Origin of the sequence: Umezawaea tangerina (assembly GCF_003002815.1) — a bacterium.
Lineage (GTDB): Bacteria > Actinomycetota > Actinomycetes > Mycobacteriales > Pseudonocardiaceae > Umezawaea > Umezawaea tangerina.
The window spans coordinates 50,363-74,410 of the sequence record NZ_PVTF01000026.1; the positions used below are offsets into that span (position 1 = coordinate 50,363).

A 24,048-nucleotide genomic window follows, 5' to 3' on the forward strand; every position below is an offset into this window, starting at 1 on the left:
ACGCGGCGTGCTCGACGGCGTGGCGCGGCGTGACCTGGAAGGGCCGCGACGTGTCACGCTGACCGGGTGGTTGACCCGCTGCACGACCCCGACGACCCCGACCTGCTCGACCCGTACCGAGCCCGTGAGCTGGCCGGACTCGTCGAGGCGGCACGGGTCGCCTCGGGCGCGGTCCGGTACGGCAAGATCGGGAAGGTCGGCTGCGCGACGGTCGTCGTCAACCGCGACAACCCGTTCCCGTCCGGCAACTTCGCCTGCGCGCTGGACGGGTCGTCGGCGGAGGTCGCGGGCACGCTGATGCGGCTGGAGCGGACGTTCGCCGACATCGGGCGCGCCGAGGCCGTGGTGTACGCCTCGCCGACGACCGTGGCCGAGATCGAGGGCATCGCGGACGACGCGGGCTGGTACGCCGTCGAGGAGTCGATGGCCGTCGTGCACCGCGGTCGGCCGGAACTCCCGGCACGGGTGCGACCCGCGCGGGACGTGGACCTGGAGCAGGTCGCGGTGCTCGTCGCGGACGAGCTCGGGCTGCGGCTCAGCGGCCAGCGGCGGTTGGTGCGCCACCTCGGGCAGCGCTGGGACGACCCGCGCTGCGTGCAGCTGGTGGTCGACGACGGCGAGCGGGTCGTCGGGTTCGCGGGCGGGTTCACCGAACGCGGCGTCGGGCTGGTGGAGCAGGTCGTGGTGCTGCCCGCGCGACGGCGGCGGGGGATCGGCGTCGACCTGGTGTCGGGTGTGGTGGCCGCGTTGCGCGACGCCGGGGCGCTGCTGGTCGCTGCGCACGTGGACGAGGGCGGTGCGGGTGAGCGGTTCGCGGAGGCCTGCGGCTTCGGGTCCGGCTACCCCGTGACGGCCTACGTCCGCAGGGTCGACGAACTGCTGGATTGAGATCGGTGGCCAACCGGTTATATCTTTAGCACAGCTAAACGATGCTGGGAGGCCGTGAGTGCAGGGGACCGACGTGGTCAAGACCGCAGGATCCCGACTCCCGAGCGAGGTGTGGGTCCTCGTCGTGGCGAGCTTCATCATCGCCATCGGGTTCGGCATCGTCGCCCCGGTGCTGCCGATGTACGCGGCCAGCTTCGACGTCGGCACCACCGCCGTGTCCGCCGTCGTGAGCGCGTTCGCGCTGGTCAGGCTGCTGTTCGCGCCGGTGAGTGGACGGTTGGTCGCCCGGTTCGGCGAGACGGGGACCTACGTCGCGGGCATCCTGATCGTCGCGGTCGCCACCGGCGCGTGCGGGTTCGCGACCCACTTCTGGATGCTGCTGGTGTTCCGCTCGGTCGCGGGCGTGGGCTCCACCATGTTCACCGTCGCCGCGGTCGGCCTGCTGATCCGGCTGACGCCCGCCCCGCTGCGCGGCCGCGCGTCCGGGCTGTGGGCGACCGGGTTCCTGCTCGGCAACATCGCGGGCCCCATCGTCGGAGCCGGGCTCGTCGGGTTCTCCATCCGCACGCCGTTCGTCGCCTACGCCGTGGCGCTGATCATCGCGGCCGCGTTCGTGTGGCTGTTCCTGCGCCGGTCCACGCTCGCGTCGCTGGACCAGAACAAGGCGCAGCGGACGATGCCCGTGCGCGAGGCGATCCGGTCCGGCGCCTACCGCGCCTCGCTGGCCTCCGGGTTCGCCAACGGCTGGGCGGTGTTCGGGCTGCGCATCTCGCTGGTGCCGCTGTTCGTCGTCGAGGCGCTGCACGGCAGCCCGGCCGTCGCGGGCATCTCGCTGTCGGTGTTCGCGGTAGGCAACGCGTCCGTGCTGATGCTGTCCGGCAAGCTCTCCGACAGCATCGGCCGCAAGCCGATGGCCGTCGCCGGGCTCGCCGTGTCGGCCGTCGGCACGTTCGGCATGGGCTTCACCGGCACCGTGCCGCTGTTCATGGTCGCCTCGCTCGTCGCGGGCGTCGGCGCGGGCCTGCTCAACCCGCCGCAGAACGCCGTCGTCGCCGACGTGATCGGCTCGAAGGCCAAGGGCGGGCCCGTGCTCGCCGCGTTCCAGATGGTCACCGACCTCGGCGCCATCGTCGGCCCGCTGCTCGCGGGCGTGCTGGCCGACAGGCTCTCCTACCAGGCCGCGTTCACCGTGACCGGCGCCATCATGGTCGTCGCCATCGCCTTCTGGCTCGTCGCCGAGGAGACCAGGCCCGTTGACGAGCGCGTCGCCGAGGTCGTCGCGGGCGAGTGCGGCGCCCTCGACGAAGGCCCCGAACTGCCCACCGGCGCCCGCGTCGGCGGCCGCCCCCGCCAGCCCGACGCGTGAACGCTCAGGTTCCGCTCAGCCTCCGCCGCTAGCCTCTCGGGCAGTAGGCGCACGGAAGGAACGCGAAGACGTGGGTGGGGCTGAGCGGAACGCTCGCAAGAGGAAGCAGCAGCAACAGGCGGCCAAGTCGGTGGCCGCCGCACGCGGGTCGACCGGCGGTGACCGCAAGAAGATCCTCACCGGCGTGGCCGTCGTCGCCGCACTGGCCGCCGCGCTGGTCGTCGGCATCGTGCTCAACAAACCGTCCACACCGGAGGCCCTCACCCCCGCCGCCGACCTCAAGGCCCTCTCGGTCCCCGTGCAGCGCCAGGCCGACGCCACCGTGCTGGTCGGCAAGGACACCGCCAAGGTCACCGTGGACGTGTACGAGGACTTCCTCTGCCCCATCTGCGGCACCTTCGAGGAGAAGTACGGCTCCCAGCTCCGCGACCACGTGGAAGCGGGCGACCTCCGCATCCGCTACCACGTGCTACCGCTCCTGGTCCGCCTCTCCGACCCCGAGGGCTACTCCCGCGACAGCGCCAACGCCGCCGTCTGCGCCGCCGACGCGGGCAAGTTCACCGAGTTCCACGACACCCTGTACGCCAAGCAGCCCGAGGAAGGCGGAGCCGGCTACACCAAGGCCCAACTGGCCCAGCTGGGCGCCGATCTGGGCATCACCGGCGACACCTTCAAGTCCTGTGTGGAGAACGGCACCTACAACCAGGCACTCGACGCCGACCTCGACAAGGCCGACGCCACCCCCCACCTCCAGGCGGAGCGCAGCGACGGCTCCAAGGGCTTCCGCGGCACCCCGGCCGTCGCCGTCGGCGACAAGCTCATCAGCCTCGACAACCAGAACTGGATCTCCGACCTCCTCAAGGCCTGAGATCACCCCCGACGGCCCGCCCCTGCCACTCACGGGGCGGGCCGTCGCACCTCCTCTATCAGGGCGAACGGCGATGGGGGACCCCCGATTTTTATCCGGTGGGGCTGATGTTGTACGGTATGACCACACAAGAACGGCGGGTGACCACCGGGAACGTGGAAGCACGGGGCTGTGGCGCAGCTGGTAGCGCATCACACTGGCAGTGTGAGGGTCAGGGGTTCGAGTCCCCTCAGCTCCACAACTTGACATAGAACGCAAATCACCCGCTGACCTGGGATTACCTGGTCAGCGGGTGATCTTGTCTGTGCGTCCACTGTGGACTGCGTCTCCGAAACTGGAGCAAATCTGGAGCACGGCCTGGAATGACCCGAAACAGGGTCAGCCATATTGCTCCAGCACCGTTCACCCTGTCGGGTTGTCTATCGTCGCGACTCTTCGCGCCCCGCTAACCGCGACCACGCCGGTTGGGTACCGGATCCCGTGTCGGCGTGGGCTGTACCGCGGTGTCAGGGCTACTGGGCCGCTCTGCGCCAGGTGCTGTCGCCGACGTCGGCGATCGCCTTGTCCCACCGATCTTGCAGGCGCTGAAGAAGTCGGACGGTGACTTCCGGTGCGACGTGGGAGTACGTGCGCTGGACGGGGTCCCTGAGGATGTGGCCGAGCCGAAGCGACTGGGCGATCTCGGGAATGCTGTCGGCGATCATCCACGTCTTGTGGCTATGCCGAAGCCCGTGAAAAGTCAGGCCGGGCTTGACCGGATGCAGTCGCAGGATCGGGTTGGCCCACTGGAGGTTCCCGTCGGCGGCGGGGCGCATGGCGCGGCGGCTGAAGTTGCTGCGGCGATGCAGGTGGTCTCCAGGACTGGTGAACACGTGCGCGTGGCGGTGAGTGCTCAGGTGCGCTCGCAAGAGCCGGACCGTGGGCGGGACGAGCGCGATGGTGCGGACCGATGCTTCCGTCTTCGGCGGGCCAAGCCACAACTTGCCGCCCGCCGACTCGTGCAGCGCACCATTCTGCGGGTCGACGATCATGACTCCGGTGTCGTCGTCAAACAGGTGCAGGTTGTGGCGTTGCAAGCCGGTCAACTCACCCCAGCGTGCACCGGTCCAGGCTGCGGTGACCACCAGCACGGCCGCGCCGGGGTCGTAGCAAGCAGCGATCTGATCAGCGACGCGCAGCACTTCGGCCGGATCCGCCCAGACCTTCTCGGGCACGCGGGCGGCATGGTTGCGACGTCCACGCCTCCGAGGCCGAATCGGATTGGCAGTGATCAGCTTCTCCTCGGCAGCATCGGTGAGGATCTGTGACAGCAGCTTCACGAACCCGGCGACGGTGGTCGGAGCGAGCTTCGTGGCCCGCAGCTGCTTGGCCCACGCCTGAACTTTGAGATTGGTGATGCCGGCCAACGCGGTGTCGCCCCAACGGGGCCGGATGTGGTTGCGCAGCATGCCCCGGTAGTTGTCCTCCGTGCGGATGTCGACGTCGAGCGCTTCGAGCCACTCGACCAGCCACTCATCGAGCGTGGTGCGGCCTCCAGTGGGATCGAGCCAGGTGCCGCGCCGCTGGTCCGACTCCAGATCGGCGGCATGGTCTTCGGCGGCCTTCTGGCTGTGGAAGCCAGGTATGGAGCCGATCGAGCCGTCGTCGCGGCGGAATCGTACGCGCCAGTGGTTGCTTCCAGACTGCTCCGCCCAGGCCATGTGGGAGCCCTTCTCGCTTTGTGGTGTGGGGGTCACGGGCGTGACAGATGCATGAACGCTCCATACGCGTAGAAGCGCAAGCATTGCAGTACAAGAACTTCTGTTAGTCCGAAGAGGACTTGGTGCGCCGGGGTGTAGTCCTCATGCGACCATCACGAGTTCGAGGCGCACGAGCGCCGGACTTTGCGATCGATCGTAGATCGGCATCGGAGAACCGAAGGTGCTTGCCCACGAAGGTACGTGGAATCTCCCGAAGGCCAGCCTTTCGCCGCAGCCACGACTCACGGACAGCCAGCAGCGTTGCCGCTTCAGCGGGGGTGTACAGCAGACGATGGTTACTCGGATCCGGCCGGGTCATGCTGTCCTCCAGGAGTGTGGTCTGGGTCGACACCCCTGAACTCCGAAATTTGACCCCTTTGGGGACACGCAACCGCCGATTTTCTCATCGCCTTTTCGATCACTTTGCGTGCCAGTGTGACCTCATGGCTGGGTCATACCGCTACGTAGCTGGGAACTCAAGTCCTGATCGGACACTTGGCGCAGCTGGTATGTATCCGGCAGCCGACACCGTCGCGATGAGCTTGGACTGCAGCACGGCTCGACAGGAACAGACTCACCCTGACGATGGCGAAAGATGAGGACCTGGCCGAACCGTTTCCATGTCGAGTAAAGCTTGATCTCGGAGCTCTTCTGCCCAGTTCCAGGCCGTGCTTGGGTTGCGTAGATAGAAGCGGTGGCGTGAATCTCCGTGTGGAACCGGTGTCAGCAGGCCGAGCGCCACCAGAGACCGAATCGGACCCTGCAGGTTGCTGATGGTGACGTCCAGATACTTGGCCAGAGCGCTCAGCGAGACGAACCCGTCTTCGGCATCGAGCACCGCGAGCATGACCTCCAGCCGGTAGCGCTGGCCGAACGCGGCCTGCGACCTGTCCCGCAGAAGAACTCGATCCGGTGACGCCATATGGTCATCTTACGAGATTTAAGTTACGACTACCTCGTAAGAAAAGTCGAACCGGTGTTCGAACTGGTGTTGAGGATGGGCAGGCAACGTCATGGGCAGTCGCTCGACGATCGAGTGGACCGAGGTCACCTGGAACCCCACAACAGGGTGTGATCGGATCTCGAGGGGCTGTGACAACTGCTACGCGCTGGCCCTGTCCAAGCGGCTCAAGGCGATGGGTGCGGAGAAGTACCAGAACGACGGTGATCCACGCACGTCAGGCCCCGGATTCGGGGTCACGCTGCACCCGGACACCCTTGACCAGCCCTACCGGTGGCGCACCCCGCGGGTGGTGTTCGTCAACTCCATGAGCGACCTGTTCCACGCCAAGGTCCCATTGGCCTTCGTGCGGCAGGTTTTCCAGGTCATGGCCGACACCCCTCAACACACCTACCAGGTGCTCACGAAGCGTTCGGCCCGGCTTCGTAAATTGGCCGACAAGCTCGACTGGCCCTCCAACGTATGGATGGGAGTGAGCGTGGAGGACAGCGACCAACTCGCTCGCGTCGACGACCTGCGCTCGGTACCGGCTGCGGTGCGCTTCCTGTCTTGCGAACCGCTGTTGGGGCCGTTGACCGGACTTGACCTCGACGGCATCGGCTGGGTGATCACCGGTGGGGAGTCCGGACCCAACGCCCGCCCGGTCGACCCTGCTTGGGTACGTCAGATCCGCGACGCGTGCCAAGAAGCTGATGTCGCGTTCTTCCACAAGCAGTGGGGAGGCCGCACTCCTAAGGCCGGCGGTCGCGAACTCGACGGGCAGACGTGGGACGAGATGCCCCAACCCGCCGCAACAGCCCTCTGACATCACCGCCGCCACAGGCTTGGCCGAAGCGGCCGACATCACGTCGGAACGATGGTCTGGTTCTCGATCTTGTTGCCTTTGCCCTTGAGGCGTGGACGCACGACACCGCGGCCAGCGAGTTGGTCCCACGCTTCTCGTAGATGCATCTCACGAGCCAGGCCCAGCGTGGCGCCGTACAGAGCCTCGGTATGGTCCTGGACACCGGCAGAGCCGCGTGTGAGGACAAACTCGGTGATGTTGGTGGCGATGACGTCGATCCAGGACTGGTTGAGCTTCGCCTCGGTGCGGGCGTTCTGCTCTGCCACCATCTCCGAAACTAGGGTTCCGCCGAACAGATCCTCCGGTTCCGCAGTGGCCGGCGGCTGGCGCAGCGACCGCTCGTTGGTGAACTTCCGCCAGTCTTCGTTGGCCTTGGACGCGGCTTCGTTGAACACGTACGGCGCGCCCGCGTACCGGTAGAACAGGATCATCATGAACAAGGGAGCTTGACCTGGTTCGCGACGGATAGGCACGGGAAAAGCCCGGTATCCGGTGTCCTTCTCGATCCTCTGGCAGTAGACCTGCGCCACCTTCCAGGCCGCGCTTGCCGCCGCGGCACGTTCGCCCTGGCCCTCTGCTTGTCTACGGGCGGTACGGAACACCTCCCGCCACCAGTCGTCACCCAAGAACGCGTCGATCCGTGCCAGTGAGGCATCCGCGCTCTGAAAGCCAGCCCCGCTAGCCCTGCCGCCGCACCCCGTTCCTACGGGAAGCCACTCCTCGTCCAGGAACGCGTCGGCCAAGGCCGGGGATGTGGCATTGGCCTTATCTGCGTCCAAGAGGCCACCGATTCGCCAGACCGACTGCAGGTTGAAATTGAGCAGCACTTCGGTCGCTGGCCACTTTGGCTGCCTGAGTAGGCGGTCGGTCATCTCGGTGTAGGGAAGGCCGGTGCCGAACGGATCCAGGAAGGCCAGGAGCGGTGAGTCGCGCGCCAAGTCCAATACGGCGTCCAAGTGTTGATTGACATCCCCCTGAAGAACCTCGTAGACCATGTCCTGCGGTGCCTCCCGCGCCAAGGTCTCGCTCAGATTCTCGAAGTACTCAGGATCACGCTCGACAAACACACAGTGCAAGGTCCGATGAAACGCCCCAGCCTTGGTCGCTGTACGCACTGCCAGCAGCGGTGACCCCTCAGCACCCTCTGCCTGCCCCTCCTCAGGCTTGTACCGCCCTGGGCCGGCGAATCCATCGAGATAGACCACCTTCCCCGCGAGCGCCGCCGACCCGGTCTTCGCCGTGAACACGTCCGGGTACCGCTTCAAGATCCCGTGCTTGAGCACGGCCGCAGCCTGCTTCTCCTGGAAGAACTTGTCATGGGCGGTCATCGCACCTCCTGATCAACCAATCAGGACTACCACGTGCCCACCGCGGGGCAATTCGAACGCCGCACATACACCCCTGAATGGACCAGTCGAGCGAGGCGATCCCGCCGTGTGCTTCGATTCGAAGGATCGTGGGCTCCTGACCTCGCTCGCTTGTTCACGCACCTGACCTACGACGTCGGGATTCGCCTGCTGGCCTTGCTCGAAGGCTCATCGGGCACGTCGGCGCAGCCTCAGGAACTCACGTTTCTGGACGGGGTGATCAAGGCGTATGAGCTGCCCACGGGTAGGAACCACCGCGACGACCTCGGAGGAACACAGTGACGAGCCAGATCGCCTACCCCGTCTCGATCAAGGGTGTCGTGGTGCGCGAGGACAAGGTCCTGCTGTTGAGGAACGAGCGGGAGGAATGGGAGTTGCCGGGCGGGCGGATCGAGCCCGGCGAGTCGCCCGAGCAGTGTGTGGTCCGCGAGATCGCCGAGGAAGCGCGTTGGAGGGTCATCGCGACAGCCATCCTCGACAGCTGGATGTACTACATCGACGCGGCGGACAAGAACGTGTTCATCGTGACCTACGGCTGCTACCCCGTTCAGGCCGACGAGCCCGTGCTCTCACACGAGCACAAGGAGATCGGACTCTTCGGTGAGTCCGATGTCGAAGGCTTGGTGATGCCGGCGGGCTATAAGCGCTCGATCAAGGCCTGGTTCGCGCAACTTCGTGCCGACGCCTCGAAACAAGCGTGGTAGCCCGGCGGGAGCAGCGAGTCCGCCCCTTGCCTGCTCGACGCCGAGGCGGGTCGCGAAGTCGACGTGTCACGCCGAGAGCCACTCGATACGGTCTGCTCCACCCACTCGCCAGCATCCAGGGCGCCTTCCAGCGCTAAGGCCGATGAGCACAGGAGCAACCCGCTAGTGACGACCGCGAACACCGCGATCACCGACCAGAACCGCGCCGACGCCCACCTGATCTGGAACTACCACCAGATGGGTCACGAACTCACCCCGTGCGACGTTGGTATCGGACTGGGCAGCCACGACCTCGGCGTCGCCGAGCACGCGGCCAAGCTCTACCACCACGGCCTGTTCCCGCTGCTGGTGTTCACCGGCGCGACCAGTCCCACCAGCGCCGCCCGCTTCCCCCGCGGCGAGGCCGGGCACTACCGGGAACGCGCACTCGAACTCGGCGTCCCCGACGAAGCCATCCTGGTCGAACCGGACGCGGCCAACACCGGCGACAACATCCGCTTGTCCCACCTGCTGCTGGACAAGCACGGCATCATGCCCACCACGGTGCTTCTCGTGAGCAAGCCGTATATGCAGCGACGCGCGTTCGCCACCTGCGGCGCGGTATGGCCAGAGGTCAACGTCGTGTGCTCGTCCGAGGAACTCGCGCTGGGCGATTACGTGCGCAGTATCGGCGACGAGAAGCTCGTCATCGACATGCTCGTCGGTGACCTGCAGCGCTTCGTCGAATATCCCGCCCTCGGCTTCGTCACCGAGCAGCACGTCTCTGCCGAAGTGATCGAGGCCTACGAACGACTGCTGCGGGACGGCTTCGACAGCCGGTCGCTGATCAAAAACGTTTGACTCGCGGTCTGGCCGCCATGCCGGGGGCCGTGGCGCAAGCGCTGCGCATCTTGATGAATCCACGTCCCAATGTATTGACTGGGAGACTGGCGCCGGGCAGGCTTGGCGAGAAATCGTGAGAAATTGCTCGCAAGGAGGCCGGATGCGTGCCCAGTTCCTCGGTAAGGACCCGGAGTCTCAAGAAGGTCAGTCGCCGACGCTGTTCGCCACCGATCGGATAGACCGCGTCACGTACATCGCTCAGGGCTGGAAGGTGACCGACCCCCAGGCGCTGGCGGATGTCGGGCCGGTTCCTGCGCACGAGACCTTGATCGAGATTCCGGAAGAGGTGCTCGCGTTCTACGCTCGCCGCTACCTGGAGGAGGGGGAGGCGCGCTGAACAGGATCATCGAGCCCGGTCCCGAGTTCGGAGCGCTCTTTCGGACCTTCGAGCACACCGCCTTCCGGTTGGAGACGCGTGAGGTCTACAAGTCCGCCAACGAGACGGACGCGTTGCGCCAGTTCAGCTCGGGTGATTTGGTCGACATGAGCTGGTTCCGGAACTGGCTGACCATGATTGAAGACGCGGCCGGGGAAGGACGCCGTTTCAGCCGGGTCAGGGTGGTGTCGACGCCGCTGTCGGACTATAGCCGCTTCGGGCTGTTCTGCTCGGAGTACACCAACGCCGCGGGCGAGGACATCCGCTACCTCGCACGCCACGACGCCATGGGCCTGCCTGACTACGATTACTGGCTGTTCGACTCGCGCACGCTGGTGCGGATGCTCTTCGACGAGCAGGAGAACTTCCTCGGCGGCGAGGTCGTCGAGGATCCGGCCGCGATCGTGAACCACAACTACTGGCGCGACACCGCCTGGCACCGGGCGGTACGACGGGACGACTTTGCCGCACAGTAAGGCCACCGGGATCGCCACCGTGCACGACGCACGCCAAGCGTTGGGCACACGGCTCCGCGAACTGCGCCACCAAGCTGGTTTGAACGGCAAGCAGTTCGCGGAGTCGTTGGCCTGGCAGGCGTCCAAGGTCTCCAAGATCGAGAATGGCAAGCAGACCCCGACCGCCGAGGACATCACGGCGTGGACGTCCGCGGCTGGTGCCGAGCCTGAGGCCGAGGGGCTGCTCGCCTCGCTGCGCACCCTGGAGATCCAGTACGCCGAGTGGCAGCGCCAGTTGCGTGGCGGGCTCAAGCCCCACCAGAACGAGATCGCCGAGATCAACGCCCGAACCCGCTTCTTCCGCGTCTTTGAACCCACGAACGTGCCGGGCCTGCTGCAAACCGCCGAGTACGCGCGAGCCCGATTCGCCCAGAGCGTCACCGTGCTCGGCGTGCGCAACGACATCGACGACGCGGTGCAGGCGCGGATGCGCCGCCAGGATGTGCTCTACCGACCGGAGAAGCGCTTCCACTTCGTGCTTACAGAAGCCGCACTGCGCTACCGGCTCTGCCCACCCGAGGTCATGCTCGGCCAACTCGACCGTCTCGTCTCGATGACCTCGATGCCCAACGTCAAACTCGGCGTCATCGAGTTCGACACCACCTACGTCGTGGCCCCGGCCCATGGGTTCTGGATGCTCGACGAGGACCGCGTGATGGTTGAGACCTTCTCCGCCGAGTTGAACCTGGCCCAGCCCCATGAGATCGACCTTTACGGCACCATCTTCGACTCGCTGGCCGCCATCGCCAGCTACGGTCGCTCGGCCCGCTCCACCATCACCAATGTCATCGATCACCTCGCCCGCAAGACCGCCGACAATTCCGCGTGATTGCTCCGGCCGTCTACTAGTTTCACGATTGCGAGCAATACCGAGCAACTTGTTGGTTTCCGCCGTAAAGATCTACTTAGCCTGCGAGTTCGTCCATCCCGCGACCTCGGAGGCCAGCCACGTGATCAGACCCGTTCCGCTCCTGAGCCAAGACCAGATCGACCGGCTACCGATCCGCGCCCGTGAGGTGGTCGAGTACCGCAAGAGCGGCCTGAGCCTCAACCACATCCAGGGGTGCCCGCTGGGCTGCGCCTACTGCATCCGCCACACCTACGGCCTGTGGGACCAGAACCTGCCACGAGCGCTGATGACCGATGCCGACGCCGTCGAGCACCTGGTCGGCCACCGTTACTTCCAACCGCACCTCACCCCGATCCAACTGCTCAACCGCGCCACCGAGCCGTTCCTGCCCACGGTGCGCCCCCATACCCTGGCCGTGCTCGACGACCTGGACGGCCGCGGGCTGACCAACCACATCCTGATCATCACCCGGCACCAACTCAATGACGACGACATCGACCGGCTCAACCGCATGCGCCACCTGAAGGTGACGCTGCTGTTCACCTACTCCGGCATCACCGACCAGAGGGTCGAGCCCTACCCGTCGCACGTCGCGGCCGACTCGCTCAAGCTCACGAGCGCTCCAAGGCAACGCCGCTACCGGACCGTCCTGTATTGGCGTCCCCTCGTTCCCGGCCTCAACGACACCGCCGAGCACTTGGCCGCCGCGCGCGAGTTGAGCCTGCACGCCGACGCGACCGTGTTCACGGGCCTGTTCTACCGGGACCAGATCGCCGACTACTACAGGGCCAACGGCATCCCCGAACCCTACGACGACACCGCCCGCCGCAAGATCGTCCCCGAGACGCTGGAACAACGTGTGCTCGACACCTTCGCTGGCTCACCGAGCTTGTTCCGCAAGACCTCCTGCGCCGTGTCCTACGCCCATGGCCTGCCCGACTACAACGGCCACTACGGCATCCGAGAGCTGTGCGACATTTGCCCGGTCCGCCAACTCGACCTCTGCGCCGGCGCTCACCGCGTTCCGACCGCGACGCAGGTGCACCACATCGCGCGCGTGCTGCCCGAGGCGGCCGCATTGGAAGTCGTCGGCATCACGAGGCGCGCCGCCGTCGTGACGGGCCTCGACGTCGAGCAGCCGCGCTACTTCCTGCAACACGCACTCGGCTTCCAGATCCACGACGACCGGCACCCGCATCACGAATACCGGCATGGCCGGGCCGACATCGGATGGAAGGACACACCTCGCGATGAGTGACTGGACGAGCCTGGACTACGTCGTCGTTGATGTCGAAGGCAACGGCCAACAGCCACCCGATCTCGTGGAACTGGCCGCGGTCCCGATCGTCAACGGGATCATCGGCGAGCCGACGAGCTGGCTGGTACGCCCGGACCGGTCCATCACCCACTTCGCCCGCAAGATCCACGGCATCACCAACGACCAGGTCAGGGACGCTCCGGTGTTCGGCTACGTCGAGGCCGACATCCGCACAGCTCTCGATGCCTCGGTGTTGATCGCCCACAACGCCCACGTCGACGTCGGAGTGCTCCGCGGCAAGCTCGGCGACTGGCAGTGCCCGGAGGTGTTCGACACCCTCAAGCTCGCCCGACGCTTACTACCCGGCCTCGGAAGCTACAAGCTCGGCTCCCTGGTCGGCGCTTTCGAACTCGCCAACGGCCTGGACAGTGCCCTGACACCGCATCGCGCCACCTATGACGCGCTGGTCACGGCTCGACTCTTCGTGCACATCGCCACTGAACGCACCTTGGACGAGCTGCGCAATTTGTCACCAGGAGGTGCCGATGATGACGAACCAGCACTCTTCTGACGGTGCTCGCGGCGTGTTCGTCAGCGTGGACGGACCTGGTGGCGCGGGCAAGACCACGATCGTCCGCCACTTGGCTCAGCTGCTGGCAGCGGAAGGTCAGGACGTTCACGTCACCGCTGAGCCGTCTTCCGGGCCGATCGGCGTCTTGGCGGCCGAGTTGACCGAGACGGTCACCGGTCACGCGTTGGCCTGCCTGTACACCGCCGATCGCTACTACCACGTCGAGACGGAGATTCTGCCAGCCCTCGACGCTGGCCGAACGGTCGTCTCCGATCGCTACCTGGCCTCCGGCTTGGTCGTCCAGCGCTTCGACGGGGTGGACCCGGTGTTCCTCTGGAACCTCAACGAGCACGTTCACCGACCGGACCTGGCCGTGATCCTCGACGCCGACTCCGACGTGATCGCCGAACGGCTGAGCGACCGCGGACCGCACAACCGGTTCCAGCACACACCCGGCAGCAGCCTCACCGAGGTCGAGTTCTACCGCCACGCCGCCGATGCCATGGCCGCGGCGGGCTTCACCGTGCTGCGGGTGTACTGCAGCGATCGATCAGCGGCGCAATCCGCGGCCCTCATCGCCGGACGCCTCACGACGTTGTCGGTGCAGAACAGGGTGGCGAGTTGATGAACGAGCCCGTCACCGAACAGCAAGCGCTCCACCTCTACCCGGAGCTGCGCGTGCTCCTCGCCGTACGACGAGCCGGGTGGATTTTCCGAGAACTCCGTGAAGGCGAAGAAACCGTTGGCATAGCCGGAAGTTTCAACCGCAGGCAATACTCGGACGCGATTTTCATCTTCGACCGGCACAACGTTGCCGCAGCTCGTGTGCTCGACGATTCGTACGGTGGCGGATGCGTCTGGTCGCGGGAACGCGCCGATCTTGAGGAGGTCGTCACCGACCTGCTCGGCCTACCGGAGCCCGGCAGGCGCGGAGCACCCACGTTGATCAGACGGTCAAGCCTGTTGTGGACGCCATGACGAGAACGCCGACCGACGGCACCGTGTTCAGCCCACTCGATCGTGAAGATCGAGACCTGGAAAGGTGGTTCGGTGAGCACATCGCGAGAGTCGGACGAAGCTCCTGACGCTGACCTCGGCACGTCACTCCGCTCGGCGATGGTCGAGCACATGAAAGAGCAGGGCTGGCTTCGGTCGGATGAGGTGGCGGCGGCGTTGACGCGGGTCCCTCGCGAGATGTTCACGCCGGGCACGCCACTGGAGACCGTGTACGCCGCCGAAACGGTCGTGATCACCAAACGCGATGAGCATGGAGCGCCGATGAGTTCGGTGTCGGCACCCCGTATCCAGGCCTTGATGCTGCAACAGGCACACCTGTACCCCGGCATGAAGGTGTTGGAGATCGGCTCCGGCGGCTACAACGCCGCCCTGATCGCCGAACTCGTGGGCCCAGGTGGAGAAGTGACCACGGTCGACATCGACGCCGAAGTGGTCGGCCGAGCCCGTGAGTGCCTGACCGCGGCTGGGTATGAGCGGGTCCGAGTGGTGCTCGCCGATGCCGAGCACGGTGTGCCCGAGTTCGCGCCGTACGATCGGATCATCGTGACTGTCGGCGCATGGGACATCCCGCCGGCGTGGATTGACCAACTCACTGACGATGGGATGATCGTCGTGCCGCTGCGGATGCGCGGCTTGACCCGATCAGTGGCCTTCATCCGAGACGGCATCCGCCTGGTGAGTTCGGATCACGAGATGTGCGGGTTCGTGCCCATGCAAGGCATCGGAGCCCGAGCCGAGCAGGTGGTCGAACTCCACGGCGAGGACGTGCACCTGCGGGTCGACGAGGCCCAAGCACTCGATACTGACGGCTTGCGAGAGGCGCTGAAGGGCGCACGCGTTGAGCGGTGGTCGGGCGTGACCGTAGGTCCGATGGAATCGTTCGATGGGCTGGACATGTGGTTGATGTCGGCCGCCGACAGCTTCGCACTGCTCACGGCGACCAGTGACGCCATTGACGACGGACTGGTCGGCCCAGTGGCTGTCGCGGGTACAAAAGCCATCGTGTCGGGCACTACGCTGGCCTACCGGGTCAAACCACGTGCGCTTGACGTGAAGCGTACCCGGTTCGAGTTCGGCGTTCTGGCCCATGGTCCCGATGCCGACCGCCTTGCCAAGTACTTCATCGATCTGATCAAGGCATGGGATCGCGAGCACCGTCATGGCCCTGGCTCTCAGCTCACGGCGATCCCCGTAAGCGCATCGCCCCGCGACTTTCCGGCTGGGCGCCTGATCGACAAGCAGCACGTCCAAGTGGTGATCTCGTGGTCACGGCACGGCGGGGGAAACGGGCCCTGACCCTGGAGGCTAGACACCAGACACACTTGGATCCAGACGATCCGGGTGGACAGAAGTTCCGAACAGATGGCGATGAAGCACTACCCGCCAGAGTCCAAAACCGAAGCGGTCACGCTCTACCGGTCCCGAGCAGACGCGACGATCAGAGCGGTGGCCGAGGACCTAGGCATCAACCACGAGACGCTGCGCAACTGGATCCGGACCGACGACGCACTGGCTCACCTGCCACGACCGGAACAACTTGGGTTGCCGCTATCGATGCCGGCATCACCGGAGAGCAAGAACACCGCGCTGCACAAGCGGATCCGCAAACTGGAGTAGGAAAGCGACATCGCTTCTCGAAGGGGCGAAGTATTTCGCTGGAAAGGCGCGCTGGTGAACCGTTCCCCGGTTCGTTGACGGCTGACGGGACCCCGATAGTTGGATCAGGTCCCCGTTGCCCCGTGCACTCGACGTGCGGCACTTCGCGAGACCGAGGCTCGATAAGGCTGCCTCGCTGAAGGACATCGGCATCCTGCACTGGTTGGCGGTCATAGGTGAAGCCCGGCTGGTCGACGTTCTTGCCGAACTGCGCGACCGCGTCGAGGATCCTTCGTAACTAGCGCAAAACACCGCTGTTCGGGCTTGGCCTTCTCAGCGGATACGGAAGCTACCGGCAGTCAGACGGGCGAGAAATCTTCCCCACCCACGGTGGTCGAAGACGACCATCTCGGTGCGGGGGCTCTTGCTATCGCGCACTCCGACCGCGTCGGTGCTGAAGGACACCTCGACGCACTGGTTGCCGTTGGGGTTGCTCCGCGACGACTTCCGCCACTCGGCGAAGGTCGTGTCGAGGGCGGGGTGTCGCGCCGCGTCGACGTTCATGTGGTGCCTCGCAATCTCCGGTCTCAAGTCAGCGCACAGCTACATCGATGCGGCGATGTCGAGCAAGACGCGGCGGGTCTGCTCCGGGCCGTTGGCTGCTGCCTTCTGGTACTCCCAGAGCTTCAGGTAGCGCGCCGCACGCTCGCTGTTGTCGACGTACCCGCCACCGTCGTGCTGCTCAAGGTAGATGATGTCAACCGCGGGCTTCGTGTCATAGCCGAAGATCGTGTAGTCGTGACCTTGACCCATGTAGAAGCCCACGTTGAACGGCACGACCTGCAGCTCCACGTTCGGTCGATCGATGGTCTCGACCAAGTGCATGATCTGAGCCTTCATATCCGGACTTCCGTCGGTACGGCGCAGCGCGGCTTCGTCGATGACGAACCAGAACTGCTGGCTCGGGTTGTCCAGCACCTGTTGGCGGCCCAACCTGTTCTCAGTGTCCTTCTCGATCTGCTCGGCCGCTAGGGAGGGGCGCCAACCCCTGGCGTTGGTCCGCATGTACGTCTCGGTCTGCAGCAGGCCGGGAACGATCAGTGCCTGGTAGGAGAAGTACCTGTTGCAACTGGGTTCCATGTCGACCAGGAGCCGGAGGTACTGCGGGAACCTCGTGCTGAACGCGTGGCGCTTCGTGCGCCGATTGCTCTCGGCTTGCAGGTTGCGTCCGTAAGCCTGGTCGGTATCGCCAGCCCTGTAGAAGTCCAGAAGGGCGTTGAGTTCGATCAGCTTGATCCCGCTGCCGGCTTCGATGTGGGCGATCTTCTGCTGAGTGCAGCCCAGCACGCCAGCGGCCTCGTCCTGGGGTGCGCCCGCGATGTTCCGGAGGCGGGCCAATTCGTTGCCCAGGACGACCTTCATCACGGCGGGTGGCAGTTGAAGCTGTCGAGTCACGGGTTTCTCCACGTCAACAGGGTGGCCGGTAGCGCAGCGTATCTGCGGTTCACCCGATCGGCCCCCTTGTTAATTTGTGTACTCAGGTTACGTTTGTACCAAAATCGCAGACGAACTTGAGACCAAGAGGGAAGTGAGGGCTTTGAGTACACAAGTTAGCATTGCGCTCATGGCTGGTCATCGCTGCCTCTGTGTCCGGGTGATCTTGAAACGGACACTACGGGGTGCACTGGAGACCATTGCCGCGTCCTTCCTCATGGAGGGCTGCGTGGCCGGAGTCGATGCCGCCACGCCCGCGCCCCGCGACATCGCCGACGACAGGCTCGGCCCTGCCCCCAGGGGTTACCGAGGACCTGTTGTCCGGCCGCGCAGCCCTCGCTTGACAGCACGCACCCGAAGTCGTCGGTCAGCCGAAAGCTTCTGCCGGTTGCGGCTTCAGACGAACCCGATCGAAGGTAGGTGGATCATCGTGACCACTCGAACCGTCACCAGCCAGGCTGCACTCCCAGGCTCCACCATTGAGGCCCGCCATGCGTTCTACTCCCGCGAGTGCGGAATTTCCGCAGTGATCGATCCTTCACTAGGCAAGATCGTCCTGGAAGTCGGGGACCTTGTCGGAGCCGTCACGATGCCCCGAGCCCTTGGACTTCGAGTAGACGCGGGTCTGGGTGTTCGGATGCTTGCCGGTCCTGTGATCAGCCAGTCGCGCATTGGGCGATGGATCTTCCTCACCGGCCCAGGTGGGCCGCTCGACGAATCCACGATGGCGGATTTCTTCGACCTAGGTGTTGCGATCGCTTCCACCGGCGACTTCATCAAGTTCCCCTCACCTGAGGATGAGCGTCTCGATGTTCTCCGGTGGGAGCGGATTCCACGGAGCCTCAAAGACCTTCCCCCTCAGTCGGCGGTCATCGCAACGACACGGGCGATGGCCATCCCTGCGCCATGAGTTCGCCCGAAGTCACATCCGACCTTGTAGTCCGGGCGCCCCGAGCGAACCGAGAACGATAAGGACATCGCATGCTGTGCAACGAGGTTGATCAGGTTGAGCGCCCTTTCATCGGTGCGTTGTGATGGGGACTCGACCATTCCGCTGGTTTCCGCACGACGGTCAACGGCACGCCGTCGCGGACAGCCTCGCCGTTGGCGACATCGGTGAGACGTTGTGCGAGAGGCCCGTGACTGTTCCCCATGATGCTCCGTCGAAAGCGGAGTGGTGCTGGCCCACCTGCGCGGCCTGCGATTCGGCGTGGCGCCTGCACGAAGGCATCCTTCCCTTTCCCCGACCGTCGATGACACGTGGTCATACCGCGCGTTCGTCGTTGAGAGTGGTGGTCCGGGCGTGACCGGCGCGGACGACAAGATGGTCTTCAGAGTCGTGCGCGAGGACATGCTGCGGGAGTTGCTCGCGATCGCCGACGTCGCTGTCAACGGCAACCGGGACGACGCCGCTGAGGTTGCTCGTCGTCACCTGCCGCGACTGATCGCCGGACTGAAAGCGGTGTTGGCCCGGCACGTCCCCGATGAGTACGGGCATTGCGTCGTGTGCGTCACCGGCCGCCGCTGGAGACGAGGTCCCCGGCTCTGCCGTGTGCTAACCGAATTCCAGCTGGCCGTCGTGAACTACGACCAGCAGCCGCTACGTCCGGCACGCCATCGGTTGTGTCCAAAGCGAAGCGGATGAGCCAACGTACCGGCCCGCAGTCCGCAATGGACAGTTCTTGACCCTCATTGCATCGTCTACCGACCTGATACGCGAAGGTGAACTCCCATGGCAGTCAATAGCCCTGAAGCTCGCACGACCACAGCCCATGCTCGAGAAGTGGGCTACGAACTCCGGCTCGCGAGGAGTCAGTCCACCGTCAAAGGGGTGAAGGCCTGCGAAGACCTCGGATGGTCGTCGGCGAAGCTGAGCAAGCTCGAGAGCGGTGCCCGTGGTGCGATCGAATGGGATGTCGCTACTTTGCTCGGCCGCTACGTCAGTGACCGCTCCACCCGTGATCGGCTGCGGTTGCTGACTTCCGAGCCCGACATCGGCTACTTCCTGCGCTGCCACGGACTCGACCTTCCTGAGTCGCTCACCGCTGTGTCGATGCACGAACGGTTGGCCGCCACCATCGTCTCCTTCGATCCCGTCGTCATCCCGAGCCTGGTGCAGAGCGCGGACTACGCGCGAGAGCTACTGCGCGCCTCCGCCGCCGACGCCGAACAACTGGAAGCCATGGTGGAGAACAGGATGAGGCGACGCGATGAGATCGTGTACGGCGCTGACGGTCCTGAGATCCTGATCTACCTGTCCGAGACGGCGTTGAGCAAGTCCCTGGGCAGCGACGTGGTGATGCAAGACCAGCTCTACGGGCTGGTGATGATGGTGCGGAGCGGCGCTGCCACCATTCGCGTCATTCCCTCAGGTGTGTCGCACGCGAGCCTGCGACACGGAGGTACCCGCCTTGACCTGCCGAATGTTCCCCAGTTGGTCTACGCCGAAACAGATCTCATGACCGTCGTGTACGACGACGCGAGCCTCGTTGAGCGTTGGAACCGCAAGCTGCGGCAGGTCGACGAGCTGGCGTTGTCGCCTGAGGCATCGATCGGGGTGCTGGTCGACTACACGGACGCCTACGACCGACGGGCCCCGTCCAGGAGTGCTGGTCCGCGGCGGCATGTGGATGCTCCTTGATGATTTCGGGTTCGACGACCGCCTGTGTGGATTATCTTTCGCTTATGTCGCCAGGCGTGATGAGAATGCGGGTTGGCTGCCCCGGCGTTGGTGCGACGGGGCAGCCAATGTCGAGCGGCTGTTATTCCTGAGGCTGCCCTGTCCGGCAGATCCGGTGTTGGCCGTCGTCGATCAGGTCCGGGGCGACCGGTACGTAGTAGGCGTTGACGACCCGATGCGGTCCGTCGGGGTAGAACGGCACCGAGTACCACGGTGGCACGCACTCCCGCTGGTGCCAGCCGTTGCTCCAGTCGACCTGGATGAGGATGAACGAGTTCCCGCAGTGGAGGTACCGCGCGGTGGCCGAGTTGTGGTCGGGGTTGGTGAAGTAGAACCCGCACGTCCCGTCCTTGGCCACCTGCGCCGAGGCAGACTCGGCGATGGTCATCGGAATACCGGCGATGATCACCGCCAGGCACGTGAGTGCACGCCGTCGAGTCAAGTGCGCGGTTTTTCCCATGGGATTCTCTCTTCGTGTCGTCCGGGCGCGCGATGCGTCCGAGATGTATTCGAAGAATCCCCTCGGTGTTTGCGAAGCGGTAGGTTTTCTTCCTATTCGAAAAAGAAGGAATCAGGCGTTCGAACCGCCCTGCAACCCAACGCGTTCCGACGGTTCCTCCAGTTCCCCGTCGCGTACGCGCACCGCACCTACAGCGGGGACAGGTAGCTCGTACCACCTGCGCGGGTGACCATCCGAGTCAGGGCATCGTTGTGGTCGGTCATGCGGCGCAGCGTGTCGTGCTCGTCCTGGGCGACGGCGCGGAGCAGGGCGAACAGGAACGCAGTCGGTGAGTTCGGCATCCGCAACCGCGGTGTTGTGAACGCGCTTGTGGGAACGGGGTAGAGCAGGACGACACCAGCGTCACCGAGGTCCTGCCGGGTGATCGCTCCCAACGCTGTGGCCACGAACTCCTCGACGGAGTCGTCGGGGATGAGCAGGTTCAGCCACGGATGGCTGTGGCTCCAAAGACGAAGCCGTTGCAGCGTCGAGACGTCGTCGGCCATCTGGTCGAGGAAGGCCGGGTAGTCGCGGTCGACTTGCTCTCCGAGGTCACCGCTGAGGCCGGTCAGCAGGATGTCGGTGTCGGGCTCGGACGGGGGAGTGGAGTAGGTCGTGGCGTTGATGACGTAGCTCCAGTCGCCCTCGGGGTCGAGTTTTGCCTGGCCCACGAGGTGGTCGAACCGACGCTGCGACATGACCTGCCGCTGGTCCGTGAGGAAGGAGCCCAGCGCGGCGTAGTGGAGCCGGTAGGTGCGGGCTCGACGGGGAGCGGGAATCAGGCGCAGTGTCGCGCCGACGATGATTCCCTGCCTCCCCCGACCTGCCAGCACGGCGGAGTACAGGTCCGAGCCGGGGGAGCAGGCGTGCGTGGTGCCGTCGGGGGTGATGACGTCGAGGGCCAGGACGTTGTCGGTCTGCGCGCCGTGGTGGTGGCTGGCTCCGCCGATCCCGCCGACCGACAGGGTGCCGCCCACGGAGAGTTCGAGGTAATCGGTGAGCACGGGCGGGGTGAGGCCGTGCGGGATCGTTGCGGCGAGCACCTGGCTCCACCGCGCACCAGCGTCCACGACGACGCTGTCGGAGTTGATGTGGTGGACCTCGTTCAACGGGCTCATGTCCACCACGACCCCGCCGGTTTGCGCCTGACCGGCCGTCGAGTGCCCCTGACCACGAGGTACCAACGGGATCGCGCGGTCCGAAGCGAACCGGGAGAAGACCGCGACGTCCGCTGCCGAACCTGGCAGGAGCACCGCTGAGGGCCTGCGGTGGACGAGATGGCCGAAGTCGTCGCCAGCCGCCGTCAGCGAGGCGTCGTCGATGACGAGCTGCCCATCCAGCGTCGGCACCGGGACGCGGTCCGGCCGTGCCTCCGCCGTGAACTGCCTGCTCTCGGGGTCGAAGAACTCGGCGGCCTGGGCAGGCGAGCTGGTGGGGTCAGCCATGGATTCCTCTCGTCGATCATCCTGTGCGCCGAGGGGTGCTGGCGTCGGGGCGCCCCAAAGCGTCGATTTCAGCCTGGATGTCGAGCGCGCGCCTATCCCCGAGTTCCTCGAAGTGCACGAGCGCTTCCTCCCATGCCGACCGAGCCGACGCCGGGTCGCCGAGCTCCAGGTGCACGAATCCCAGCTTCCGCAGGACCGTGGCCCGGCTCCACAGATCGGCGGTGTTCGCGCTGAACGTCAAGGCGCGGTTGAGGTACTCCAGCGCCGCTTGCCAGTCACCTCGATCGCGGTGCACGTCTGCGATCTTGTCCAGCGCGCAGCTCTCGGCCAGTTGGTCGCCGAGGTCCTGCAGCACCGCCACACCTTGTTCGAGCTCGTGCAACGCGTTGTCGTACTGGCCTCGCGCCCGGTAGGTGTCACCGAGGTAGGAAGTGGTGATCGCCCAGGCCCAGCGGTCGTCCCGTTCGGCGCTGATGCCCTGCGCTTGCAGGTAATGCAGCGCTGCGGCTTCATGCTGCCCTCCGGCCTGGAGGGTCCTGCCGAGCCCGATGTGGCTCCACAGCTGGCCGATGAGGTCGTCGAGCCGCCGTCGGATCTCAAGAGCCTCGGCATAGCAGGTCGACGCGTCGTCGAGGGTGCGTTGATCGAGATGGGCGTTGCCGAGGTTGTTCAGGATCCACGCCAGAGCATCCTGTTTCCCGGCCTCCCGCGCGACCGCGAGGCAGGCGGACAACGCGGGCATCCAGACCGTCCAGGGCTTCCGCCAGTACAGGTAGTCGGCCAGCACCACGGGCAATCCGAGAGCGACCTCGTGGAAGTCCAGTTCGGCGGCGCGCCTGGCCGCGCTGGCCACGTTCCGCAGCTCGACCTCGCTCCACTGCCGGGCATCGCACGCCGAACCGAACACCGGGCGCAGGTGACCGATGTCCTCGTGCACGACGAGCTTCTGCTGCGGGCGATGCGGCGACGTGACCTGGTTGGCCGTGTGAGCGGCGAGCAGGTACCAGCGCAGCATGCGCTGCACGGATTCCGCCACGGCGGCCGCGGGCTCGTCGGCTGCGGCGCGTTCGGAGGCGTAAGCCCGCAGGAGGTCGTGGAAGCGGTAGCGCCCCAGGGCGTCCTCCTCCAGGAGATGGCCACCGCATAGAACATCCAGAAGACGGCTCGTCTCCGCGAGGCCGCCACCGGTCAACGCCGCGGCCGCTTCGATGCCGAAGTGCCTGCCGGGGTGCATGCTCAGCAGCCTGAACAGGCGAGCGGCTTCCGGTTCCAGCGCGCGGACCGACCAGGAGAACACCGCGCGGACGGCTCCGTGCGCGTCGTGAGGTGAAAGGGCGTCCAAGCGTCGGTCGATGTCGGCCAGTTCGTCGGCCAAGGCCGTCAAGGTCAGGTGCCGGTGGCTGGCGACCCGTTCTGCGGCGACCCGGATCGCGAGGGGCAAGCCGCTGCAGAAGGCGGCGATCCTCTCCGCGGCATCGGGTTCCGCGTTCATGCGATCAGGGCCGACCACATCACGGAGGAGGGCAAGCGACTCGTTGTCCTCGAACGGCTCCACCGTCACGTACTGGGCGCCGTGGTAGACGGCCAGGCCGGACAGCCTGCGACGGCTGGTCACGACTACCGCGCAACCCGCCGCGGCGGGGATGAGCGGACGGACCTGTTCGACGGTCGCCGCGTTGTCCAGGACCAGCAGCAATCTTGACCCGTCGAGCACCGAACGCAGCATGGCCGCCCGTCGATCCATCGACGTGGGGATGTCCGACGTTCGGACGCCGAGCACCCGCAGGAAGTCCTCCAGGACGTCGTTGGTGTCGACCGGTCGATCACCGGCCGCGTAACCGTGCAGGTCCACGAACAGGATCCCGTCGGGGAAGCGGTGCTTGACCAGGTGGGCCAGCCCCACGGCGACCGTGGTCTTCCCGACTCCGGCTTGTCCGTCCAGGGCGATCAGCTGCGCCGTGGTCGCCGTGGTCGGGATCAGCCGGTCGAGATCCAGCACGTCTTTCAGCGCCCGCATCAGCGGGGCCCGCCCCACCATCTGCGGAAGCGGCGGCAACTGCGCGGGCTTCACGTTGTGGGGGTGGGCGCGGTGCACCTCCGCGGCGAGCATGCCGACCAACGTGCCGCC

General features: G+C 65.7%; 28 protein-coding genes and 1 tRNA gene. 21 read left to right on the forward strand and 8 right to left on the reverse strand.

The genetic code is table 11. From position 1 onward, the window contains the following. Nucleotides 1-66: 66 nt before the first annotated feature. The 4 genes from CLV43_RS46320 to CLV43_RS46335 all read left to right on the forward strand — a co-directional run bounded on the left by CLV43_RS46320 (nucleotide 67) and on the right by CLV43_RS46335 (nucleotide 3,360). Nucleotides 67-888 (forward strand): GNAT family N-acetyltransferase, encoded by an 822-nt coding sequence (locus tag CLV43_RS46320; protein WP_106196947.1) that lies wholly within the window; start codon nucleotides 67-69, stop codon nucleotides 886-888. A gap of 73 nt (nucleotides 889-961) precedes the next feature. Beyond that, nucleotides 962-2,254, forward strand: a complete 1,293-nt coding sequence (locus CLV43_RS46325) for an MFS transporter (RefSeq protein ID WP_106196990.1) — start codon at nucleotides 962-964, stop codon at nucleotides 2,252-2,254. A 70-nt stretch (nucleotides 2,255-2,324) separates the two neighbouring features. Then, nucleotides 2,325-3,122, forward strand: a complete 798-nt coding sequence (locus tag CLV43_RS46330) for a DsbA family protein (protein ID WP_106196948.1) — start codon at nucleotides 2,325-2,327, stop codon at nucleotides 3,120-3,122. A gap of 165 nt (nucleotides 3,123-3,287) precedes the next feature. Next, nucleotides 3,288-3,360, forward strand: a tRNA-Ala gene (locus CLV43_RS46335). A gap of 274 nt (nucleotides 3,361-3,634) precedes the next feature. Here the strand turns inward: CLV43_RS46335 and CLV43_RS46340 are convergent. Then, entirely contained in the window at nucleotides 3,635-4,822 is a 1,188-nt protein-coding gene (locus tag CLV43_RS46340) for a tyrosine-type recombinase/integrase (RefSeq protein WP_106196949.1), read from the reverse strand. Between the two features lie 613 nt (nucleotides 4,823-5,435). After that, the gene (locus CLV43_RS46350; RefSeq protein ID WP_106196950.1) at nucleotides 5,436-5,783 is read right to left on the reverse strand and encodes a MarR family transcriptional regulator; all 348 of its coding nucleotides are present in this window, start codon (nucleotides 5,781-5,783) and stop codon (nucleotides 5,436-5,438) included. Between the two features lie 91 nt (nucleotides 5,784-5,874). Between CLV43_RS46350 and CLV43_RS46355 the strand changes: the two genes are divergently transcribed. Further along, nucleotides 5,875-6,627, forward strand: coding sequence for a DUF5131 family protein (locus tag CLV43_RS46355; protein WP_106196951.1), 753 nt, complete (start codon nucleotides 5,875-5,877; stop codon nucleotides 6,625-6,627). Between the two features lie 38 nt (nucleotides 6,628-6,665). On the opposite strand, the gene tcmP is transcribed toward CLV43_RS46355, so the two are convergent. Further along, a complete protein-coding gene (tcmP, locus tag CLV43_RS46360; RefSeq protein ID WP_106196952.1) occupies nucleotides 6,666-7,994 on the reverse strand; it encodes a three-Cys-motif partner protein TcmP in 1,329 nt (442 codons plus the stop codon). A gap of 150 nt (nucleotides 7,995-8,144) precedes the next feature. Here tcmP and CLV43_RS48345 point away from each other — a divergent pair, with 150 nt between their 5' ends. The 12 genes from CLV43_RS48345 (at nucleotide 8,145) to CLV43_RS46410 (ending at nucleotide 15,823) form a co-directional block, all read left to right on the forward strand. Next, nucleotides 8,145-8,315 carry a hypothetical protein gene (locus CLV43_RS48345; RefSeq protein ID WP_170156315.1) on the forward strand — a complete coding sequence of 57 codons (171 nt, stop codon included), beginning with the start codon at nucleotides 8,145-8,147 and terminating at the stop codon, nucleotides 8,313-8,315. Then, complete coding sequence (locus tag CLV43_RS46365) at nucleotides 8,312-8,737, forward strand: NUDIX hydrolase (protein WP_106196953.1); 426 nt, start codon at nucleotides 8,312-8,314, stop codon at nucleotides 8,735-8,737. Before CLV43_RS48345 ends, CLV43_RS46365 begins: the two co-directional genes overlap by 4 nt. Nucleotides 8,738-8,902: 165 nt before the next feature. After that, nucleotides 8,903-9,577, forward strand: a complete 675-nt coding sequence (locus CLV43_RS46370) for a YdcF family protein (protein ID WP_245887532.1) — start codon at nucleotides 8,903-8,905, stop codon at nucleotides 9,575-9,577. 142 nt (nucleotides 9,578-9,719) lie between these two features. Next, nucleotides 9,720-9,956, forward strand: a complete 237-nt coding sequence (locus CLV43_RS46375) for a hypothetical protein (RefSeq protein WP_106196954.1) — start codon at nucleotides 9,720-9,722, stop codon at nucleotides 9,954-9,956. An 8-nt stretch (nucleotides 9,957-9,964) separates the two neighbouring features. After that, nucleotides 9,965-10,471 carry a DUF6879 family protein gene (locus CLV43_RS46380; RefSeq protein ID WP_342749858.1) on the forward strand — a complete coding sequence of 169 codons (507 nt, stop codon included), beginning with the start codon at nucleotides 9,965-9,967 and terminating at the stop codon, nucleotides 10,469-10,471. A gap of 19 nt (nucleotides 10,472-10,490) precedes the next feature. Continuing rightward, complete coding sequence (locus CLV43_RS46385) at nucleotides 10,491-11,339, forward strand: helix-turn-helix domain-containing protein (RefSeq protein WP_245887534.1); 849 nt, start codon at nucleotides 10,491-10,493, stop codon at nucleotides 11,337-11,339. A gap of 121 nt (nucleotides 11,340-11,460) precedes the next feature. Further along, nucleotides 11,461-12,618, forward strand: a complete 1,158-nt coding sequence (locus CLV43_RS46390; protein WP_245887535.1) for a radical SAM family protein — start codon at nucleotides 11,461-11,463, stop codon at nucleotides 12,616-12,618. Further along, nucleotides 12,611-13,189, forward strand: coding sequence for a 3'-5' exonuclease (locus CLV43_RS46395; RefSeq protein WP_106196956.1), 579 nt, complete (start codon nucleotides 12,611-12,613; stop codon nucleotides 13,187-13,189). The genes CLV43_RS46390 and CLV43_RS46395 overlap by 8 nt, the downstream gene beginning before the upstream one ends. Further along, on the forward strand, nucleotides 13,164-13,814 hold the full coding sequence (tmk, locus tag CLV43_RS46400) for a dTMP kinase (protein ID WP_245887536.1): 651 nt from the start codon (nucleotides 13,164-13,166) through the stop codon (nucleotides 13,812-13,814). Before CLV43_RS46395 ends, tmk begins: the two co-directional genes overlap by 26 nt. Further along, on the forward strand, nucleotides 13,814-14,167 hold the full coding sequence (locus tag CLV43_RS47510) for a hypothetical protein (RefSeq protein ID WP_146175166.1): 354 nt from the start codon (nucleotides 13,814-13,816) through the stop codon (nucleotides 14,165-14,167). Before tmk ends, CLV43_RS47510 begins: the two co-directional genes overlap by 1 nt. Before the next feature lie 42 nt (nucleotides 14,168-14,209). Beyond that, on the forward strand, nucleotides 14,210-15,502 hold the full coding sequence (fxlM, locus tag CLV43_RS46405) for a methyltransferase, FxLD system (RefSeq protein WP_245887537.1): 1,293 nt from the start codon (nucleotides 14,210-14,212) through the stop codon (nucleotides 15,500-15,502). 66 nt (nucleotides 15,503-15,568) lie between these two features. Continuing rightward, the gene (locus CLV43_RS46410) at nucleotides 15,569-15,823 is read left to right on the forward strand and encodes a transposase (RefSeq protein WP_106196958.1); all 255 of its coding nucleotides are present in this window, start codon (nucleotides 15,569-15,571) and stop codon (nucleotides 15,821-15,823) included. A gap of 312 nt (nucleotides 15,824-16,135) precedes the next feature. On the opposite strand, the gene CLV43_RS46415 is transcribed toward CLV43_RS46410, so the two are convergent. Together CLV43_RS46415 and CLV43_RS46420 are read right to left on the reverse strand one after the other, a co-directional pair. Next, the gene (locus tag CLV43_RS46415) at nucleotides 16,136-16,366 is read right to left on the reverse strand and encodes a DUF397 domain-containing protein (RefSeq protein ID WP_106196959.1); all 231 of its coding nucleotides are present in this window, start codon (nucleotides 16,364-16,366) and stop codon (nucleotides 16,136-16,138) included. A gap of 39 nt (nucleotides 16,367-16,405) precedes the next feature. Beyond that, complete coding sequence (locus tag CLV43_RS46420; RefSeq protein ID WP_245887538.1) at nucleotides 16,406-17,269, reverse strand: helix-turn-helix domain-containing protein; 864 nt, start codon at nucleotides 17,267-17,269, stop codon at nucleotides 16,406-16,408. 457 nt (nucleotides 17,270-17,726) lie between these two features. On the opposite strand from CLV43_RS46420, the gene CLV43_RS47515 reads away from it, so the two are divergent. The 4 genes from CLV43_RS47515 (at nucleotide 17,727) to CLV43_RS46435 (ending at nucleotide 19,937) form a co-directional block, all read left to right on the forward strand. Further along, nucleotides 17,727-18,206, forward strand: a complete 480-nt coding sequence (locus CLV43_RS47515; protein WP_146175167.1) for a hypothetical protein — start codon at nucleotides 17,727-17,729, stop codon at nucleotides 18,204-18,206. Between the two features lie 124 nt (nucleotides 18,207-18,330). Beyond that, nucleotides 18,331-18,603 (forward strand): HC3 family zinc finger protein, encoded by a 273-nt coding sequence (locus CLV43_RS46425; protein ID WP_106196995.1) that lies wholly within the window; start codon nucleotides 18,331-18,333, stop codon nucleotides 18,601-18,603. Then, complete coding sequence (locus CLV43_RS46430) at nucleotides 18,600-18,941, forward strand: hypothetical protein (RefSeq protein WP_106196961.1); 342 nt, start codon at nucleotides 18,600-18,602, stop codon at nucleotides 18,939-18,941. The genes CLV43_RS46425 and CLV43_RS46430 overlap by 4 nt, the downstream gene beginning before the upstream one ends. Nucleotides 18,942-19,079: 138 nt before the next feature. After that, nucleotides 19,080-19,937, forward strand: coding sequence for a DUF5753 domain-containing protein (locus CLV43_RS46435; RefSeq protein WP_106196962.1), 858 nt, complete (start codon nucleotides 19,080-19,082; stop codon nucleotides 19,935-19,937). A gap of 121 nt (nucleotides 19,938-20,058) precedes the next feature. Here the strand turns inward: CLV43_RS46435 and CLV43_RS46440 are convergent, their stop codons facing one another. The 3 genes from CLV43_RS46440 to CLV43_RS46450 form a co-directional block, all read right to left on the reverse strand. Further along, complete coding sequence (locus tag CLV43_RS46440) at nucleotides 20,059-20,364, reverse strand: DUF6355 family natural product biosynthesis protein (RefSeq protein WP_106196963.1); 306 nt, start codon at nucleotides 20,362-20,364, stop codon at nucleotides 20,059-20,061. A 260-nt stretch (nucleotides 20,365-20,624) separates the two neighbouring features. Continuing rightward, nucleotides 20,625-21,920, reverse strand: a complete 1,296-nt coding sequence (locus CLV43_RS46445) for an FAD-binding protein (protein ID WP_106196964.1) — start codon at nucleotides 21,918-21,920, stop codon at nucleotides 20,625-20,627. A 16-nt stretch (nucleotides 21,921-21,936) separates the two neighbouring features. Next, entirely contained in the window at nucleotides 21,937-24,030 is a 2,094-nt protein-coding gene (locus CLV43_RS46450; protein ID WP_245887539.1) for an ATP-binding protein, read from the reverse strand. Nucleotides 24,031-24,048 lie beyond the last annotated feature (18 nt).